Origin of the sequence: Micromonospora sp. URMC 103 (assembly GCF_051386435.1) — a bacterium.
Classification (GTDB): Bacteria; Actinomycetota; Actinomycetes; order Mycobacteriales; family Micromonosporaceae; genus Micromonospora.
On the sequence record NZ_JBPQTR010000004.1, the window covers coordinates 394,808 to 411,793 of the forward strand.

General features: G+C 72.9%; 14 protein-coding genes. 11 read left to right on the forward strand and 3 right to left on the reverse strand.

Features of this window, described 5'->3' with window-relative positions; genetic code table 11:
• The first annotated feature begins 81 nt into the window (after window positions 1-81).
• From ACSNOA_RS05430 to ACSNOA_RS05465, 8 genes are all read left to right on the forward strand, one after another.
• Window positions 82-423 carry a hypothetical protein gene (locus tag ACSNOA_RS05430; RefSeq protein ID WP_436656827.1) on the forward strand — a complete coding sequence of 114 codons (342 nt, stop codon included), beginning with the start codon at window positions 82-84 and terminating at the stop codon, window positions 421-423.
• A gap of 273 nt (window positions 424-696) precedes the next feature.
• Entirely contained in the window at window positions 697-1,761 is a 1,065-nt protein-coding gene (locus ACSNOA_RS05435) for a BMP family lipoprotein (protein WP_436658322.1), read from the forward strand.
• A gap of 254 nt (window positions 1,762-2,015) precedes the next feature.
• Window positions 2,016-3,539: an ABC transporter ATP-binding protein gene (locus ACSNOA_RS05440; RefSeq protein WP_436658323.1), complete on the forward strand. Its 1,524-nt coding sequence runs from the start codon at window positions 2,016-2,018 to the stop codon at window positions 3,537-3,539.
• Window positions 3,536-4,891 (forward strand): ABC transporter permease, encoded by a 1,356-nt coding sequence (locus ACSNOA_RS05445; protein WP_436656828.1) that lies wholly within the window; start codon window positions 3,536-3,538, stop codon window positions 4,889-4,891. Before ACSNOA_RS05440 ends, ACSNOA_RS05445 begins: the two co-directional genes overlap by 4 nt.
• Before the next feature lie 3 nt (window positions 4,892-4,894).
• Window positions 4,895-6,175, forward strand: coding sequence for an ABC transporter permease (locus tag ACSNOA_RS05450; protein WP_436656829.1), 1,281 nt, complete (start codon window positions 4,895-4,897; stop codon window positions 6,173-6,175).
• A 14-nt stretch (window positions 6,176-6,189) separates the two neighbouring features.
• A complete protein-coding gene (locus tag ACSNOA_RS05455; RefSeq protein ID WP_436656830.1) occupies window positions 6,190-6,894 on the forward strand; it encodes a cytidine deaminase in 705 nt (234 codons plus the stop codon).
• A 45-nt stretch (window positions 6,895-6,939) separates the two neighbouring features.
• A complete protein-coding gene (locus tag ACSNOA_RS05460; RefSeq protein WP_436656831.1) occupies window positions 6,940-8,220 on the forward strand; it encodes a thymidine phosphorylase in 1,281 nt (426 codons plus the stop codon).
• 101 nt (window positions 8,221-8,321) lie between these two features.
• A complete protein-coding gene (locus tag ACSNOA_RS05465; RefSeq protein ID WP_436656832.1) occupies window positions 8,322-9,002 on the forward strand; it encodes a DUF4272 domain-containing protein in 681 nt (226 codons plus the stop codon).
• 9 nt (window positions 9,003-9,011) lie between these two features.
• Here ACSNOA_RS05465 and ACSNOA_RS05470 read toward each other — a convergent pair whose 3' ends face one another.
• Both ACSNOA_RS05470 and ACSNOA_RS05475 read right to left on the reverse strand, forming a co-directional pair.
• Complete coding sequence (locus ACSNOA_RS05470; protein ID WP_436656833.1) at window positions 9,012-9,875, reverse strand: putative RNA methyltransferase; 864 nt, start codon at window positions 9,873-9,875, stop codon at window positions 9,012-9,014.
• A 19-nt stretch (window positions 9,876-9,894) separates the two neighbouring features.
• Complete coding sequence (locus tag ACSNOA_RS05475; protein WP_436656834.1) at window positions 9,895-10,719, reverse strand: sensor domain-containing protein; 825 nt, start codon at window positions 10,717-10,719, stop codon at window positions 9,895-9,897.
• A 168-nt stretch (window positions 10,720-10,887) separates the two neighbouring features.
• Between ACSNOA_RS05475 and ACSNOA_RS05480 the strand changes: the two genes are divergently transcribed.
• A complete protein-coding gene (locus tag ACSNOA_RS05480; RefSeq protein WP_436656835.1) occupies window positions 10,888-11,973 on the forward strand; it encodes an adenosine deaminase in 1,086 nt (361 codons plus the stop codon).
• A 25-nt stretch (window positions 11,974-11,998) separates the two neighbouring features.
• Here ACSNOA_RS05480 and ACSNOA_RS05485 read toward each other — a convergent pair whose 3' ends face one another.
• On the reverse strand, window positions 11,999-12,295 hold the full coding sequence (locus ACSNOA_RS05485; protein WP_436656836.1) for a hypothetical protein: 297 nt from the start codon (window positions 12,293-12,295) through the stop codon (window positions 11,999-12,001).
• A 501-nt stretch (window positions 12,296-12,796) separates the two neighbouring features.
• Here ACSNOA_RS05485 and ACSNOA_RS05490 point away from each other — a divergent pair.
• Together ACSNOA_RS05490 and ACSNOA_RS05495 are read left to right on the forward strand one after the other, a co-directional pair.
• The gene (locus ACSNOA_RS05490) at window positions 12,797-16,516 is read left to right on the forward strand and encodes a nitrate- and nitrite sensing domain-containing protein (RefSeq protein WP_436656837.1); all 3,720 of its coding nucleotides are present in this window, start codon (window positions 12,797-12,799) and stop codon (window positions 16,514-16,516) included.
• Window positions 16,513-16,917 (forward strand): roadblock/LC7 domain-containing protein, encoded by a 405-nt coding sequence (locus ACSNOA_RS05495; protein WP_120778597.1) that lies wholly within the window; start codon window positions 16,513-16,515, stop codon window positions 16,915-16,917. Before ACSNOA_RS05490 ends, ACSNOA_RS05495 begins: the two co-directional genes overlap by 4 nt.
• Window positions 16,918-16,986: the final 69 nt, after the last annotated feature.

The following is a 16,986-nucleotide window of genomic DNA, read 5'->3' on the forward strand; positions in this document are numbered from 1 at the left end:
CGCCGGCCCACCGCCCCGCCCCGGGAGCGCCACGCCGGCCCCCCTACTACAACCTGTCGTTGATGGGGGAGGATAGGGCACGTGGAAGCTCTGAGGCTGGTCCTTCTCTACATTCACCTGATCGGGTTCGCGCTGCTGCTGGGCGGGGGCATCGCCCAGTACGTGAGCGGACGGCTGCGGATCAACGCGGCCATGCTCTGGGGGAGCGTGATCCAGCTCCTGACCGGCATCGGGCTCTCCGCCCCACTGCGTGACGGCGACGAGCCGTCGCCCGCGAAGCTCGGCGTGAAGCTGGTGATCGCCCTGCTGATCTTCGTGATGGTCTTCTTCTCCCGGAAGCGGGAGGCGGTCAACCGGGGTCACTTCCTGGCCATAATCGGGTTGACGCTGGTCAACGCGGCGGTCGCGGTCTTCTGGCGGTGAGGTCGCCGGTCACAGAACGCCCGTACCGGGGCATTCTCGACACCTAGGCGCATGCCTGCCAACACGAAGAGTGAGATGCCCCACGCGAGGGTTACGTAGGGGTAACAGGCGCTCAACAGTCGTGCACGATTGTCGGCCGGTGGGTGGGCGCGGGCGTACGCTCCCGTCCGTAATGTGAGACGCCGGCGGCGCAGCGCAGGCCGGTTCAAGGGCAGCCACCGCACAAGGCGCGGTGTGCGATGGGAAGGAGACGTCTTGCGCTCGGTGCGTGGGATGCGGATCGCCTCGATCGTGGCGGCGGGTGGGCTCGTCCTGAGCGCCGCCGCGTGTGGTGAGGCGCCGGACGAGAACAACGCCGGTGACGGCGGCAAGAAGTTCAGCGCCTGCATGGTGACCGACGTCGGTGGCATCGACGACAAGTCGTTCAACGCGTCGGCGTGGAAGGGCCTCCAGGAGGCCAAGGCGGCCAACGACAACATCGACATCAAGTACGTGGCGTCGAAGGCCGAGGCCGACTACGAGCCGAACCTGACGCAGTTCGTCAACCAGAAGTGCGACTTCATCCTGGCCGTCGGTGGCCTCATGGCCAACGCCACCTCGAAGATCGCCAAGGCGAACCCGAACCAGCAGTTCGGCATCGTCGACGCCAACCCGGGTGACGCCAACATCTACCCGATGCAGTTCGACACCGCCCAGGCCGCGTTCCAGGCCGGCTACCTGGCCGCGGGCATGACCAAGACCGGCAAGGTGGGCACGTACGGCGCGGTTCCGATCCCGCCGGTGACCATCTTCATGGACGGCTTCGTCGACGGCGTGGCGCACTACAACAAGACCAAGGGCAAGAACGTCCAGGCGCTCGGCTGGAACAAGGAGACCCAGAAGGGCTCCTTCACCAACGACTTCGCCAAGCAGGACGAGGGCAAGAAGGTGTCCGACACCCTGGTCGCCCAGGGCGCGGACATCGTCATGCCGGTCGCCGGCGGCTCCGGCCTCGGCACCACGGCCGCCGCGAAGGCCTCGGGCGGCAAGTTCAGCACCATCTGGGTGGACGTCGACGGCTGCGAGAGCACCCCGGACTGCTCGGCGATCGTGACCACGGTCGTCAAGAACATCCCGGACGCCGTCAAGGAGGCCGTGCTCAAGGCCGCCGGCGGCGAGAAGCTGCAGGCCAAGCCGGGCTTCGTGGGCACCCTGGCCAACAACGGCGTCTCCATCGCGCCGTACCACGACTTCGACAGCAAGGTTCCGGCCGAGCTGAAGGCCGAGGTCGACAAGATCAAGGCGGACATCGCCGCCGGCACCATCACCGTCACCTCGAAGGCGCAGCCGACCAAGTGACGGGCGGCCGTACCTCCCGGTGAGATCATCGGAAGGTTGGCCGGCAACAGGTACGACCGATCCGGCCGCTCCGGCTCCGCGCGGGACCCCCGCCGGGGCCGGGGCGGCCGATCGCGCACCACGGCGACCGGCCGGCCCGGCCGCGCCGGACGGCAGCTAGGCTGCTCCATCCGTTCGCACTCCAGGAGGTTGCGCTGAGACTCGAACTGCGCGGCATCACCAAGCGGTTCGGTGATCTGGTCGCCAACGACCACATCGACCTGACGGTGGAGCCTGGAGAGATCCACGCCCTGCTCGGCGAGAACGGCGCCGGCAAGTCGACCCTGATGAACGTGCTCTACGGGCTCTACCAGCCCGACGAGGGCGAGATCCTGGTCGACGACAAGCCGCTGAAGCTGCGCGGCCCCTCCGACGCGATCGCGGCCGGCATCGGCATGGTGCACCAGCACTTCATGCTCGTGCCCGTCTTCACCGTGGCCGAGAACATCATGCTCGGCGCCGAGCAGGTCCGGGGCGGCATCGCCGGTTTCCTGGACCGCCGCCGGGCCCGCCGCGGGGTCGTCGAGGTGTCCGAGCGGTACGGCCTGCGGGTCGACCCCGACGCGGTGATCGAGGACCTGCCGGTCGGCATCCAGCAGCGGGTGGAGATCGTCAAGGCGCTGACCCGCGACGTGGACCTGCTCATCCTGGACGAGCCGACCGCGGTGCTCACGCCGCAGGAGACCGAGGAACTGCTCACGGTCATGCGGTCGCTCAAGGCGGCCGGCAAGTCCATCGTCTTCATCACCCACAAGCTCGGCGAGGTCAAGGCGATCGCCGACCGGATCACGGTGATCCGGCGTGGCAAGACCGTCGGCACGGCCTCGCCCGAGGCGAGCCGGGACGAGCTGGCGGCCCTGATGGTCGGCCGCAGCGTGCGGCTCACCGTGGAGAAGGCCCAGGCCGAGCCGGGCAAGCCGGTGCTCGAGGTCGCGGGCCTGGTCGTCGACGACGACCGGCAGGTCCGCGCCGTGGACGGCGTGGACCTCACCGTGCGCGCGGGCGAGGTGCTCGGCGTGGCGGGTGTGCAGGGCAACGGCCAGACCGAGCTGATCGAGGCGATCATGGGCCTGCGCCCGGCGCTCGCCGGCTCGATCACCCTCGACGGCGAGCGGATCGACGGCTGGTCGACCAAGAAGGTGCTCCGCGCCGGCGTCGGCTACGTGCCCGAGGACCGCAGCGTCGACGGGCTGGTCAAGGAGTTCAGCGTCGCCGAGAACCTGGTGCTGGACATCTACGACCGGCCGCCGTTCGCCGGTGGGCTGGCCCTCAAGCCGGACGCGATCGCGGCCTCGGCGAAGGAACGGATCGCGCAGTTCGACGTGCGGACGTCCTCCGCCGACGCGCCGGTGGGCACCCTCTCCGGCGGTAACCAGCAGAAGGTCATCGTGGCCCGGGAACTGTCCCGGCCGCTCAAGCTCTTCATCGCCGCCCAGCCGACGCGCGGCGTGGACGTCGGGTCCATCGAGTTCATCCACAGCCGGGTCATCCGGGAGCGGGACGTCGGCACCGCCGTCCTCGTGGTGTCCAGCGAGCTGGACGAGGTCATCGGGCTGGCCGACCGGGTCGCCGTGATGTACCGGGGCCGGATCATCGGCATCGTCGGCCCGGACACCCCCCGCGAGGAGATCGGCCTGCTGATGGCCGGCGTCACCCCGGAGGCGGCGGCCGAGCGGACCGGCGCGACCGACGACGACGCGGCGACCGCCCAGGGCGCACGGAGCGAGGACGAGGAATGACCAACCCGAACCCGCAGTCCGGCTCGCCGGACAAGGAGCCGGCGACCGAGGCGCAGGCGCGGCAGACGGCGCTGGGCAACACCGAGCGGGCCGAGGCGGCGACCACCCCGCAGGGCGGCGCGCCGGAGCCCCAGCCCACCCTGGGCCGGCTGTTCGTCCAGAACCTCTGGGCGGCCAACACGTTCACGGTCACCCTGCTGTCGCTGGTGCTGGCCATCGTGGTCGGCGGGATCCTGATGATCATTTCGGATCCGGACGTCCTGTCGACCTACTCCTACATCACGGCCCGTCCGTCGGACGCGCTCGAGTCGAGCTGGACGCTCGTGAGCGAGGCGTACGCGAACCTCTTCAAGGGCTCGGTCTTCGACCCGGAGGCGTTCTCCGGCTGGCTGAACGGCAGCAACGGCTGGCAGGCCGTGCTCGCGCCGATCTCGGAGACGCTCACGTACACCGCCCCGCTGGTCTTCACCGGTCTGTCGGTGGCGCTCGCGTTCCGCGGCGGCCTGTTCAACATCGGGGCACAGGGCCAGGCCACCCTCGGCGTGATCCTGGCCGCGCTGGCCGGCTTCCTCCTGCCGCTCCCACCCGGCCTGCACCTGATCGTCGCCGTGCTCGCCGGCGCCCTGGGCGGCGCCGTCTGGGGCTACATCCCGGGCATCCTCAAGGCGCGCACCGGCGCCCACGAGGTGATCATCACGATCATGCTCAACTACGTGGCCACGTACTTCCTGACCTGGCTCATCGTGCAGAACGGCGTGCACGACCCGGTTCGTACGGACGCGATCAGCCGGCCGGTGGACGCCTCGGCGCAGCTGCCGCGGCTGCTCGGCGACAACCTGCGGGTGCACGCCGGCATCCTGCTCGCGGTGCTGGCCACCTGGGCGGTGGCGTGGCTGCTCAACCGCTCCACGCTCGGCTTCGAGCTGCGGGCCGTGGGCGCCAACCCCGACGCCGCCCGCACCGCCGGCATCAGCGTCACCCGCACGTTCGTCCTCATCATGGTCTTCGCCGGGCTCCTCGCCGGCCTCGGCGGCTCGAACATGGTGCTCGGCTCGACGGCGAGCGCGCTCACGCCGCTCGTGGTGGCGCAGATCGGCTTCGACGGCATCCTCGTGGCGCTGCTCGGCCGCCTGAAGCCCTGGGGGGTCGCGCTCGCGGCGCTGCTCTTCGGCGCGCTCCAGGCCGGCGGCAACCGGATGCAGTCGTACTCGGGGATCTCGCTGGAGCTGGTCACCGTGCTCCAGGCGCTGATCGTCATCTTCATCGCCGCGCCGGCCCTGGTGAAGGCGATCTTCCAGCTCCGGGCCGCGCGGGCCGCCCGGTTGCAGACGAGCCTGGCGAAGGGCTGGTAACTCATGTCCACCATGGCTGTCCCCGACGTGGCGGTCGCTCCGGTCGACGCGGGCTTCTGGACCCGCGGCCGCAAGGCCGGCCTCGTGCTGCTGCTGCTCGGCCTGCTGGCCGCGGTGCTGTTCGGCGCGCTCGCCACCGACCAGCAGGCCCGGTTCACGCTCAGCGAGGACGCCGGCGGCGCCGCTCTGGAGGTCAACGGCACGGTCGGCGCGATCCTCTTCGGGGCGATCGCGGCGGCCGCCGGTGGGGCGCTGCTCGCCGGGCTGCCGAAGCGCTGGTTCCTCACGGTCCTCGGCGTCGGGCTCGTCGGCTTCGTGCTCTCGTTCCTCTGCTGGCAGGTCTCCTCGGCTCCGGCCGGGCAGAACTTCATGCCGCTGGTCAACATCATCCGGGGCACGTTCATCCTGGCCCTGCCGCTGATCTTCGGTGCGCTCGCCGGTGTCCTCTGCGAGCGCTCCGGCGTCGTCAACGTGGCCATCGAGGGGCAGCTCCTCATGGGCGCGTTCAGCGGCGCCCTCTTCGGCAGCATCACCGGCAGCGTCTGGGTGGGCCTCGTGGCCGCGGCGATCGGCGGCGCGGTCATCTCGCTGCTGCTCGCGATCTTCTCGATCCGCTACCTCGTCGACCAGACGGTCATGGGGATCGTGCTGAACCTGCTCGCGGTGGGCGTCACCGGCTTCCTCTACGAGCGGCTCATGCAGACGAACGCGGAGCGGTACAACAGCGCGCCGCGGTTCAGCAACTGGGAGATCCCGCTGCTCAAGGACATCCCGGTGCTCGGGCCGGCGCTGTTCCGCGGCAACATCTTCCTCTACCTCGGGCTGCTGCTGGTCCTCGTCATCCACCTCGCGCTGTTCCGCACCCGGTGGGGCCTGCGGACGCGCTCGGTGGGCGAGCACCCGACCGCCGCCGACACCCTCGGCGTCCGCGTGCTCGGGCTGCGCTACCGCAACGTACTGCTGGCCGGGGTCGTCGCCGGCATCGGCGGCGCCTCCTACACGCTGGCGCTCTACTCGTTCACGAAGAACATGATCGGCGGCAAGGGCTTCATCGCGCTGGCCGCGCTGATCTTCGGCCGGTGGAACCCGACCGGCGCGCTGCTGGCCGCGCTGTTCTTCGGCTTCGCCGACCAGCTCGCCACCTACCTGGGCGCGATCAACAGTGTGATCCCCAGCCAGTTCCTGGCCATGCTGCCGTACCTGGCCACCATCCTGGCCGTGGCCGGGCTGGTCGGCCGGGTGCGGGCGCCCGCCGCCGACGGCAAGCCGTACGTCAAGGGCTGACAGGGGAGCACCACATGGAGATCGACTGGGCGAGGCTGCGCGCCGCCGCCACCGAGGTCATGCGCCACGCGTACGTGCCGTACTCGAAGTTCCCGGTCGGGGCGGCCGCCCTGGTCGACGACGGCCGGGTGGTGGTCGGCTGCAACGTGGAGAACGCCGCGTACGGCGTGGTGCTCTGCGCCGAGTGCGGGGTGGTGTCGTCGCTGCACGCCACCGGCGGCGGCCGGATCGTCGCCCTGTCCTGCGTCGACGCGACCGGCGAGCCCCTCATGCCGTGCGGCCGGTGCCGGCAGCTGCTCTGGGAGAACGGCGGGCCGGAGTGCCTCATCGAGGCCAGGGAGCGCCCGCTGCGGATGGCCGAGCTGCTGCCGCACGCCTTCGGGGTGGAGGACCTGGAGGCGGTCACCGGTGAGACCCCGCTGCCGGTGGTGCCGGAACGGCTGGCCGCCTGGCGGGGGCGCGGCACGGTCTTCGTGCACCCGGACCTCTCCGCCGGCCAGCAGGTCTGGACGGCGTACTGGGAGCGGTCGGCCGGCGACGACGCGGACGCCGAGACCGGTGTCCTCGAGGAGGGGCCGAGCTGGGACGACACGGCGGAGGCGATCACCTGGGGGCTGGCACGTACACCCCGTGTGGTGGTCGTCGACGAGACCGGCACCATCTTCTGGGCCGGCGAGGGCGAGCCGCCGCTGGAGATCCCCACTCGCTGGGGTGGCTGAGCCCGTCCGCCGGTCGCTGTCGGTGAGGACTGTGAGGAATTTCTGGTGAGTGCTTTTACCGCCGTTGACGTCATCCGGACGAAGCGGGACGGGGGTGTGCTGTCGGACGCCCAGATCGACTGGGTGGTCGACGCGTACACCCGGGGCGTGGTCGCCGACGAGCAGATGTCGGCGCTGGCCATGGCGATCCTGCTGCGCGGCATGACCGGCCCGGAGATCGCCCGGTGGACCGCCGCGATGATCGCCAGCGGCGAGCGGCTGGACCTGTCGGCCGTGGACCGGCCGACCGTCGACAAGCACTCGACGGGCGGCGTCGGTGACAAGATCACTCTGCCGCTCACGCCGCTCGTGGCCGCGTGCGGGGCCGCCGTGCCGCAGCTCAGCGGCCGGGGCCTCGGGCACACCGGCGGCACGCTGGACAAGCTCGAGTCGATCCCCGGCTGGCGGGCGACGCTCGGCAACGACGAGTTCATCAGCCAGCTGCGCGACGTGGGCGCGGTCATCTGCGCGGCCGGCGCCGGGCTCGCCCCGGCCGACCGGAAGCTCTACGCGCTGCGCGACGTGACGGGCACCGTCGAGGCCATCCCGCTGATCGCCAGCTCGATCATGAGCAAGAAGATCGCCGAGGGTACGGGCGCGCTGGTGCTCGACGTGAAGGTCGGCTCGGGCGCGTTCATGAAGTCCGTCGAGCACGCCCGCGAGCTGGCCCGCACGATGGTCGAGCTGGGCGGTGCGCACGGCGTACGGACCGTCGCGCTGCTCACCGACATGTCCACGCCGCTCGGCCGCGCCATCGGCAACGGCGTCGAGGTGACCGAGTCGGTGGAGGTCCTCGCCGGCGGCGGCCCGGCCGACGTGGTGGAGCTGACGCTGGCCCTGGCCCGGGAGATGCTGGACGCGGCCGGGCTGCCGGACGCCGACCCGCTGAAGGCCCTGCGCGACGGCCGCGCCATGGACGCCTGGCGCGCGATGATCCGCGCCCAGGGCGGCGACCCGGACGCGCCGATGCCGAGCGCCCCGGAGGTCGAGGTGGTCCGGGCCGTGGCCGACGGCTACGTCGAGTCGGTCGACGCGTACGCCATGGGTGTGGCCGCCTGGCGGCTCGGCGCGGGCCGTGCGCGCAAGGAGGACCCGGTCAGCGTCCCGGCCGGTGTGCTCCTGCACAAGCGGCCCGGTGACGCCGTGGTCGCCGGGGAGCCCCTCTACGAGCTGCGGGCCGAGGAGGCCGCCCGGATTCCCGCGGCGCTGGCCGAGGCCGCCCGCGCGGTACGGATCTCCGCGACCCCGCCGGCCGCCACACCGCTGGTGCTGGAGCGGATCGGCTGACACAGCGGGCGGGGCGGCGTGGTGCCGGTCACGCAGGGGCGCTATCCTGCCTGGCCAGGGGGGACCACCGGCGTCGAGCCGCCGCGAGCAAGGGAAACGCCGTGACCGTACCTGCCCCCGACCCGCGTGAGGTGCGCGAGGCGAGCCTGGACGAACTGAGCCGGCTCGGCCTGCCGTTGCCGCCGCCGCAGTTCCCGCTGGTCTGGGAGCCGGGTGACCAGATCGAGCTCCGCCCCACGGCGGAGATCGAGGCACGGATCGCCGTGCTCCACCTGATCCTGGCCCGCTGCTTCGGGATGCCGCCGCAGGCCGCCATGAGCTGGCTGCTCGCCTCGCACCTCGTGGAGATGGTCACCCCGCCGGAGTGGCAGTTCGTGACCGGCAGCAAGGGCGACCACCGGTCCTTCGTGCTGCACCACGACGCGCTCTTCTCGCTGGCCTGGGTGCTCGGCCTCACCAAACAGCTCGACCCGACGCTGCCCGTCGACGAGCGGCTCGTCGAGCGGATGCCGCACATCGCCGACGGGGAGACCTTCGCGCAGTGGCAGTCGCGGATCCTCGCCGCGCCGCAGCACCCGGCCGACGCGGCCGCCCTGCTCGACCTGCACTACTGCCTCGACTGGGCGTACCTGGAGCTGGAACGGCACGGCCGGATCCCGCCCGGCCTCGTCGACGCGAACGCGATCGGCCAGCGGCGGTGGGCGCTGGAGTGGGCCGTGGTGCTGCGTGGCCCGTACCACGACGAGCCCCCCGGCTGGGAAGAGGTCGACCTCTCCACCTGAGCCGCGCGGTCAGCGCGGCACGGGACGCCACACGGCCAGCCGCACGGCCACGGTGACCCGCACCGGCTCGGGGAGCCCCGCGATCCGGGCGGCCAGCCCCGCCGGGTCCGTGTGCCAGGCGCTCGGCCCCATGCCCACCAGCGTGGCGACCTCCGGCCCGGTCAGCGCCAGCTCGCGGCGGTGCACCGACGTGCTCTCCCGGGTGAAGTGCCCGCCCAGGCTGCCGGCCACCCGGTCCTCCTTGGCCGGGTCGACCCGGAGCAGCCCGAGCGGGCCCACCAGCTCGGCGAGGTGGTCGTCGTCGGGCGTCACCACGAGCAGCGCCCCCGCCGGGTCCAGCACGCGACGGAACTCGGCGCCGTTGCGCGGCGCGAACACGTTCAGCAGCAGCGCCACGGCGCCGTCGGCGAGCGGCAGCCGCTGCCACGTGTCGGCCAGCGCCGCGGCGGCCCGCGGGTGCGCCCGGGCCGCCCGGCGCAGCGCCGGCTTGGACACGTCCAGCGCCAGGCCCACGGCGTCCGGCAGCGCCGCCAGCACCGCCGCGAGGTGCCGGCCCGTGCCGGCCCCGGCGTCGACCACGAGGGGGTACGCCCCGACGGCCGGCCCGATCACGGCCACCGCCGCGTCGGCGAGCGCCGCCGAGATCAGGTCGTAGTGGCCGGCGGCCAGGAAGTCGGCGCGGGCCGCCACCATCTCGGGGCTGTCCCCGGCGTGCGGCGCGCGGCCGGCGAGCAGGTTCACGTAGCCCTGCCGGGCGACGTCGAAGCTGTGCCGGCGCGGGCAGCGCAACGCACGGGCGGTGCCGGCGCTCGCCTCGGCCAGCGGCTCGCCGCAGACGGGGCAGCGCAGCCGGTCGAGGATGCGGGCGTGCATGGTCAGGTGTCCTGGTCGGTCAGCACCGCACGGCCGCGGCGGTGGTCGTCGTCGCACCCGTGCGGGTCGCGCTTCGCGCGGATCGGGTCGATGTGGGCAGCTCCACGGCCACCACGGTAGGCCCACCGGCCGGCGTGCCGACCGTCCGGGCCCGGATGCCGGTCGGCTCTGGCAACCGCTCGGTGCGCGCGGCGCCGGCGGTCGGCCCGAGCAGCGTCCGGGTCAGCCGGGCCTCCAGGTCGATCAGCCCGCGCGGCAGCCAGTACGCGCCGACCGCCGCGAGCACCCCGGCGAGCCAGGCGTGGGGAGAGCCGACCGGGAGGGCGAACCGGGCGTCCACCAGGCCGGGCCGGACCTCGTGCAGCACCGGCAGCGCCAGCCCCAGCGCCGCGCCCAGCCAGAGCGCCGCCGGCAGCGCCGCCGCCACCAGGCCGAGCGGGAGATGGACGAGCGGGAAGGCCAGGTCGCGGTAGGAGGCCGGATCGGCGAGCAGCACTGGCAGCCGGGCCGTGAACGGGCCGGCCGCCGGCCGGTACGGCGACGGCACCGGCTCGCCCCCGACCCGCGCCCGTTGCCGGTCGAGCACCGCGCGTGTGCGGGTCACCGCCCGGTCGAGCAGCGGCAGCCCGATGCCGACCACGCACAGCGCGGCGGCGGTCAGGGTCGCCACGGCGAGGAGCGTGCCGGCCAGCGCGAGGGGCAGGCCGCCCACAAGGTGGCGCAGGTCGAGTATCGCCTGACGCGCGACGCTCACCGGTTCCACGTCCCCGCCGGCACGCAGCGGGTCCGCCACGGAACGCTTCTTCGCCGACCCGCCCACCCCCGTTGCCGCCGTGGTCCCCATCGCCGCCTCCGCCCGCCGCCCGACACCTCCGACGCTAGGCGGGCCGGGTCGTCCGTTCGATGGTGCCGGCACGACACCTCATGGTGGGGCTGGCACCACCTGTGACGCGGCGCCGGGTCCACGGCCGGTCCCGGCGCGGTCCCGTCGGCGCCTGACTAGGGTCTGAGCATGGTCGCGAACATCCGGTACGAGGACATCGTCAAGGTTCCGAAGGCGCTGCTGCACGATCACCTCGACGGCGGCCTGCGGCCGGCGACGATCGTCGAGCTGGCCGCCGAGGTGGGCCACGAGCTGCCCACCACGGATCCCGAGGCGCTGGGGCGCTGGTTCGTGGCGGCGGCCGACTCCGGTTCCCTCGAGCGCTACCTGGAGACGTTCGCGCACACGGTGGCCGTCATGCAGACCGCGTCCGCGCTGCGTCGGGTGGCCGCGGAGTGCGCGCTCGACCTGGCCGCCGACGGGGTCGTCTACGCCGAGGTGCGCTTCGCGCCGGAGCAGCACCTGGAGCGGGACCTCACCCTGGACGAGGTGGTCGAGGCGGTGCTGGCCGGCTTCGCCGAGGGCAGCGCGCTGGCGGCGGCGGCCGGCACTCCCATCCGGGTGGGCACGCTGCTCACCGCGATGCGGCACGCGGCGCGCTCGCAGGAGATCGCCGAGCTGGCCGTGCGGCACCGGGACACCGGCGTGGTCGGGTTCGACATCGCGGGCGCCGAGGCGGGCTTCCCGCCCACCCGGCACCTGGACGCCTTCGAGTACCTCCAGCGGGAGAACTTCCACTTCACCATCCACGCCGGCGAGGCGTTCGGGCTGCCGTCGATCTGGCAGGCCATCCAGTGGTGCGGCGCGGACCGGCTGGGCCACGGTGTGCGGATCGTCGACGACATCAGCATCGAGGGGCCGGAGCCGGTGCTCGGCCGGCTGGCCGCGTACGTGCGGGACAAGCGGATCCCCCTGGAGCTGTGCCCGTCATCGAACGTGCAGACCGGCGCGGCCGCGTCGATCACCGACCACCCGATCGGGCTCCTGCGTGACCTGCGCTTCCGGGTGACGGTCAACACCGACAACCGGCTGATGAGCGGCACGTCGATGTCGCGGGAGATGGCGCTGCTGGTGGACGCGTTCGGCTACGGCTGGGCCGAGCTGCGGTGGCTCACCATCAACGCCATGAAGAGCGCCTTCATCCCGTTCGACGAGCGGTTGCGGATCATCGACGAGGTGATCAAGCCGGCGTACGCGGTGCTGCTGGGGGACTGATCGACCGGCCCGGTCGCGGCGTCGATCACGACCGGTGCGGGTGGCCGGCGAGCAGCCCGGCCACCCGGTGCAGCACCTCCCGGCCCCGTGCCGCCTCGGCGCCGAGCCCGGTCTGCCGGCGCAGCACGGCCGGCTCGGCGCGCAGCAGCGCCACGCCCCGCCGGATGAGCACCCGGGGCGCCTTGCGCTGCTCGCCCAGGTCGCGGGCGAGCCGGCGGAGGAAGGTCGCCCCGCGGGGCCGGCGCAGCGCGTACGCCCCGGCGAGCAGCCCGCGCCGGCGGCACTCCGCGACTATGTCGGCGGCGAAAATCCCTTCGGCCACAAAAAGTGGCGATCCGGCTATGTCGAATGTCCGGGTGGCTACCCGACGGTCCGCGCCTATCGCATAAACCGGCACATCGGCCCGACCCTCACGGGCGAGCCGGGAAATCGTCTCCACGGCCGCCTCGGCATCCCAGGACAGGGGCGACTCCCAGTCGACCTGGCCGTTTTGGCGGGGCAACGTAGGGTCATCACCGTCCTTGTAGAAGTCGTCCAGACACAGCACCGGCAGACCGGTTTGCTGCGCTATATACGACTTTCCGGAGCCGGAGGGACCGGCCAACAGGACGACACGGTGCGGGTGTTCCATTACCTTCAGTGACTCCGGCCAGACGGACTGCTATCAAATCGCATCAACATCTCATCACACCATCGGCGGCGACTAACCTGGGCTTTCCTCTTGCCGGGCGGCGTGATGGAATCTCGGGGGTCCGACCCGCCGGGTCGGTCGCTGGGCGTTGCCCGGGCAACGCGCGGAAGCTGTAATCGCGAGGGCGGTGACGTGAGCAAACGGCCAAAGACGGCGGGCTCCTTCCTGTCGCGGCTGCGCCAGCCGGCCAGCCGGCTCCGGGACATGCCGATCTGGTCCAAGCTCGGTCTCATCATGATCGTGCCGACCATCGCCACAGTCGTGGTGGGCACCAACGGTCTGATCGACCACCTGGAGACGCTCAACAATGCCAACCGGGCGGGTGACCTGGCCAACCTGTCGGGCTACTCGGGTGACCTGATCGACACCCTGCAGGACGAGCGCACCACAGCCGTCCTCCTGCTGGTGTCGCCCCCGGGCCAGGCGCGGGCGCAATACCAGGAGGCGTACAGCCGGGTCAACACCCGGGTGGACCAGTCCAAGGCGCCCTACCTGGGGCAGCGGGCCACGCTCGAGGACGTCCCCACCAGCATGGAGGGCCTGCTCGACGAGATCGACCAGAGCCTGACCGACCTGCCCGGCATTCGCAGCCAGGTCTACAACGGCAAGCTCCGGCCGACCGACGCCACCCAGGCGTACGAGGGGCTCATCACCGACCTGCTCGCCATCCGCGACTCGGCCACCCAGCTCGCCGGTGACAACGACCTGAGCGACCGGATGCGGGCCGCCGCCGCGGTGGCGCGGGAGAAGGAGTTCCTCTCCCTGCGCCGTGTGGTGGTGCACCGCGCGCTCGCGCAGAAGCAGCTGACGCCGGTCCTGCGCACCGAGTACATCGCCAGCGGCACCGGCCAGGACCAGGCCGTGCAGAACTTCAAGGCCGTCGCCAACGAGGAAGAGACGCGCTTCCACGACCAGACGGTGGCCGGCGGCGACCGGCGCGAGGCCGAGCGCTACATCGGCTGGATCAACGGCAACACCAGCGGCAGCATGGCCGGCGCCCCGTTCGGGCCCGACCAGTGGGACGCGGCCATGGTCGCCAACGCGAAGCTGATCCGGGCGGTCGAGACGAAGCTCGACGGCGACGTGGTCCGGCAGGCCGACAGCATCCGCTCCGACGTGCAGCGTCAGGTGTTCCTCGAGACCGGCCTGCTGCTCAGCATGCTGCTGCTGGCCATCCTCTTCGCCTACCTGGTCGCCCGCTCGATGGCCCGTTCGCTGCGCGAGCTGCGCCAGGGCGCCCTCTCCGTGGCACAGTACGGCCTGCCGCAGGCCGTGGCCCGGCTGCGCGACCCGCAGGTCACGGGCCAGCTCTCCCCGGCCCAACTGGCCAACCAGATCGCCGAGCCGCTGCCGGTGCGCAGCAAGGACGAGTTCGGCCAGGTGACCGAGGCGTTCAACGCGGTCCACCTGGAGGCCGTCCGCACCGCCGCCGAGCAGGCCGCGCTGCGCGCGTCCGTCGCCACGATGTTCGTCAACCTCGCCCGCCGGTCCCAGATCCTGGTCGACCGGCTCATCGGTCACCTCGACCGGCTGGAGCGCGGCGAGGAGGACCCGGACCGGCTCGCCGAGCTGTTCCAGCTCGACCACCTGGCCACCCGGATGCGGCGCAACGACGAGAACCTGCTGGTGCTCGCCGGCGCCGACTCGACCCGCGTCCAGCGGGAGCCGGCCGCCCTGATCGACGTGCTGCGCGCCGCCCAGTCCGAGGTCGAGCACTACACCCGTATCGAGTTCGGCGTCATCGACCGGGACATCGAGATCGCCGCGCACGCGGTGAACGACCTCGTGCACCTCGTCGCCGAGCTGTTCGACAACGCCACCGCGTTCTCGCCGCCCGACTCGCAGGTGATGGTCGAGGCACGCCGGGTCGGTGACCGTGCCTCGCTCTACGTCGAGGACCGCGGCATCGGCATCAGCGCCGACCAGCTGCACGAGCTCAACGAGCGTCTCGCCACGCCGCCGCAGGTGGACGTGGCGGTCTCCCGAATGATGGGCCTGGTCGTGGTCGCCCGCCTGGCGTCCCGGCACGGCGTCCGGGTCGAGCTGCGCCCCGGCGCCGACCGCGGGACGGTCGCGGACGTCACGCTGCCCACCTCGGTCCTGGTGCCCCGGGCGCTCTCCGGTCGGGCGCAGCAGCCCCCGGCGCTCCCCGCGTCGGCGGGTGGCCCCGCCTCCTCCGGCCCCGCCCCGGCCTTCGGCGCGCTGCCCGCGCTCGGCGCCCGGCAGAGCGAGTCCGGCAACCAGGTGACCCTCGGCGGTCGCCCCTTCGAGCCGTCGCGCAACGGCTCCGGCGCCCCGGCGGTGGCCGGCCCGGCGCGCAGCATGCCCGCCTGGTCGGACCTCACGGGTGCGAGCGGCGCCAACGGCAGCGGCACGTTCACGCCGCGCCCGACCAACGGCCAGTCCGCCGACCCGCTGCCCCAGCGGCGGTCCGGTGACGGTGAACCGACCAACGGCTCCTCGCCCGCCATCCCGCGGCAGCTGCCGAGCAGCCCGGAGGCGCCGTACTCGCCGCCGCCGGTCTCCGCTCCTCCGCTGCCCCCGGTGTCGGGCGGCCCGGTGTCCGGCTCGCCGGTCTCCGCGCAGCCGTTCTCGGGTCCGCCGGTCTCCGCGTCTCCGTACGCCGGCCCGCCGACCTCCGCGTCGCCGTACGCCCAGCCCACCTCCGCGTCGCCCTACGGCGGCCCGCCGGTGTCGGCCCAGCCGTACTCGGCGCCGCCCGTCTCGGCCCAGCCCTACTCGGCGCCGCCCGCCGGTCAGCCGTACTCGGCGCCGCCCGCGGGTCAGCCCTACTCGGCGCCTCCGGCCGGCCAGCCGTACCCGGCGTCGCCCGCCGCTCAGCCGTACCCGGCGCCTCCGGCGGCCGGACAGCCAGCTCCGCCGCAGCCGGCGAGCCCGCTGCCGACCCGCCCGGCCTCGAGTGCCGCGGCCCCGCCGGCCTGGCCCCCGGTGGCCGGTGCGGAGCGCGACACGGCCACCCCACCGGTGCCCGAGCGTCTCGCCGCAGCCCTGGACATGACCACCGAGCTGCCGCGCGTGCCGCGGCCGGGCGCGGAGGCCCAGCCGGCCGCCGCACCGGCGCCGACGCCCGCACCGGCGGCCCCCGCGCCGCAGGCGCAGGTCCGGCCCGCACAGCAGGCGCAGGCCCGGCCCGCGCAGGCTCCCCAGGGCCAGAACCAGCAGCGGTACGCGGACGAGACGATGGAGCTGCCGATCTTCCGGGAGCTCGAGTCGGCCTGGTTCCGCACCCGCCGGCCGGGGCCGGAGGAGACGGCCGGCGCCGCGAAGCCCGCGGCGGCCACGAACGGTGCCCCGACGCAGCAGTTCGCCGCGGTCGACGCCACCGGTCACGCCGTCCAGAAGACACCACCCGGGACGACAGGTAACGCACCGATGGCAGACACTCCGACGGGCGCGGGGGCGTCGCAGGAGAGCGGGTCGACCGCGAACGGGGGCGCCCGCCGTCCCACGATCGCGGAGAGCCTGCCCACCCGCCGGCCCTCGCAGAAGACCAACGGCTGGCAGACCGCTGCCGACGACGGGTGGCGGGCCGCCACGGCAGCCACCGACGTGCCGGTACGGTCGACCACCCCGACGGGGCTGCCGAAGCGCACGCCGATGGCGCAGCTCGTGCCCGGCGCGGTGGAGAAGCCGTCCACGTCCGTCCAGAAGCGCACTCCGGAGGGCGTACGCGGTCTGCTCTCCGCCTACCACCGGGGTGTGCAGCGGGGGCGTACGAACCCCGCGGAGAGCAACCCGACCAACCCGGAGGCAACTCCGGGAGGGCAGCAATCCTCGCAGTCTGACTCAGGCCCCGTGGCCGGGAGCGGGCAGAAGGAGCAAGAAGGATGACTAGTACGCAGGATCTCGGTTGGCTGCTCGCCAACTTCGCCGACCGGGTACCCGGGGTCGCGCACGCGGTCGCCGTCTCGGCGGACGGCCTGCTCCTCGCGGCGTCACGGGATCTCCCGCGTGACCGGGCCGACCAGTTGGCCGCGATCGCGTCTGGCCTGGTCAGCCTGACCCAGGGCGCGGCCCGCTGCTTCGAGGGCGGCGCGGTGTTGCAGACAGTCGTGGAGATGGACAATGGCTTCCTGTTCCTGATGTCCATCTCGGACGGCTCGTCGTTCGCGGTCCTCGCGGCGCGCAGCTGCGACGTGGGTCAGGTCGGTTACGAGATGGCTCTGCTCGTCGACCGGGTCGGCGACGCGCTGACCCCGCAGCCGCGCGCGGCCGCGGGAATGCTGGGCTGACGTCCTGCTGACCGAGGTCGGCGGGGCAGCAACGACAGGACGGGCTCCATCGTGCGGAGCCGGTGTCGG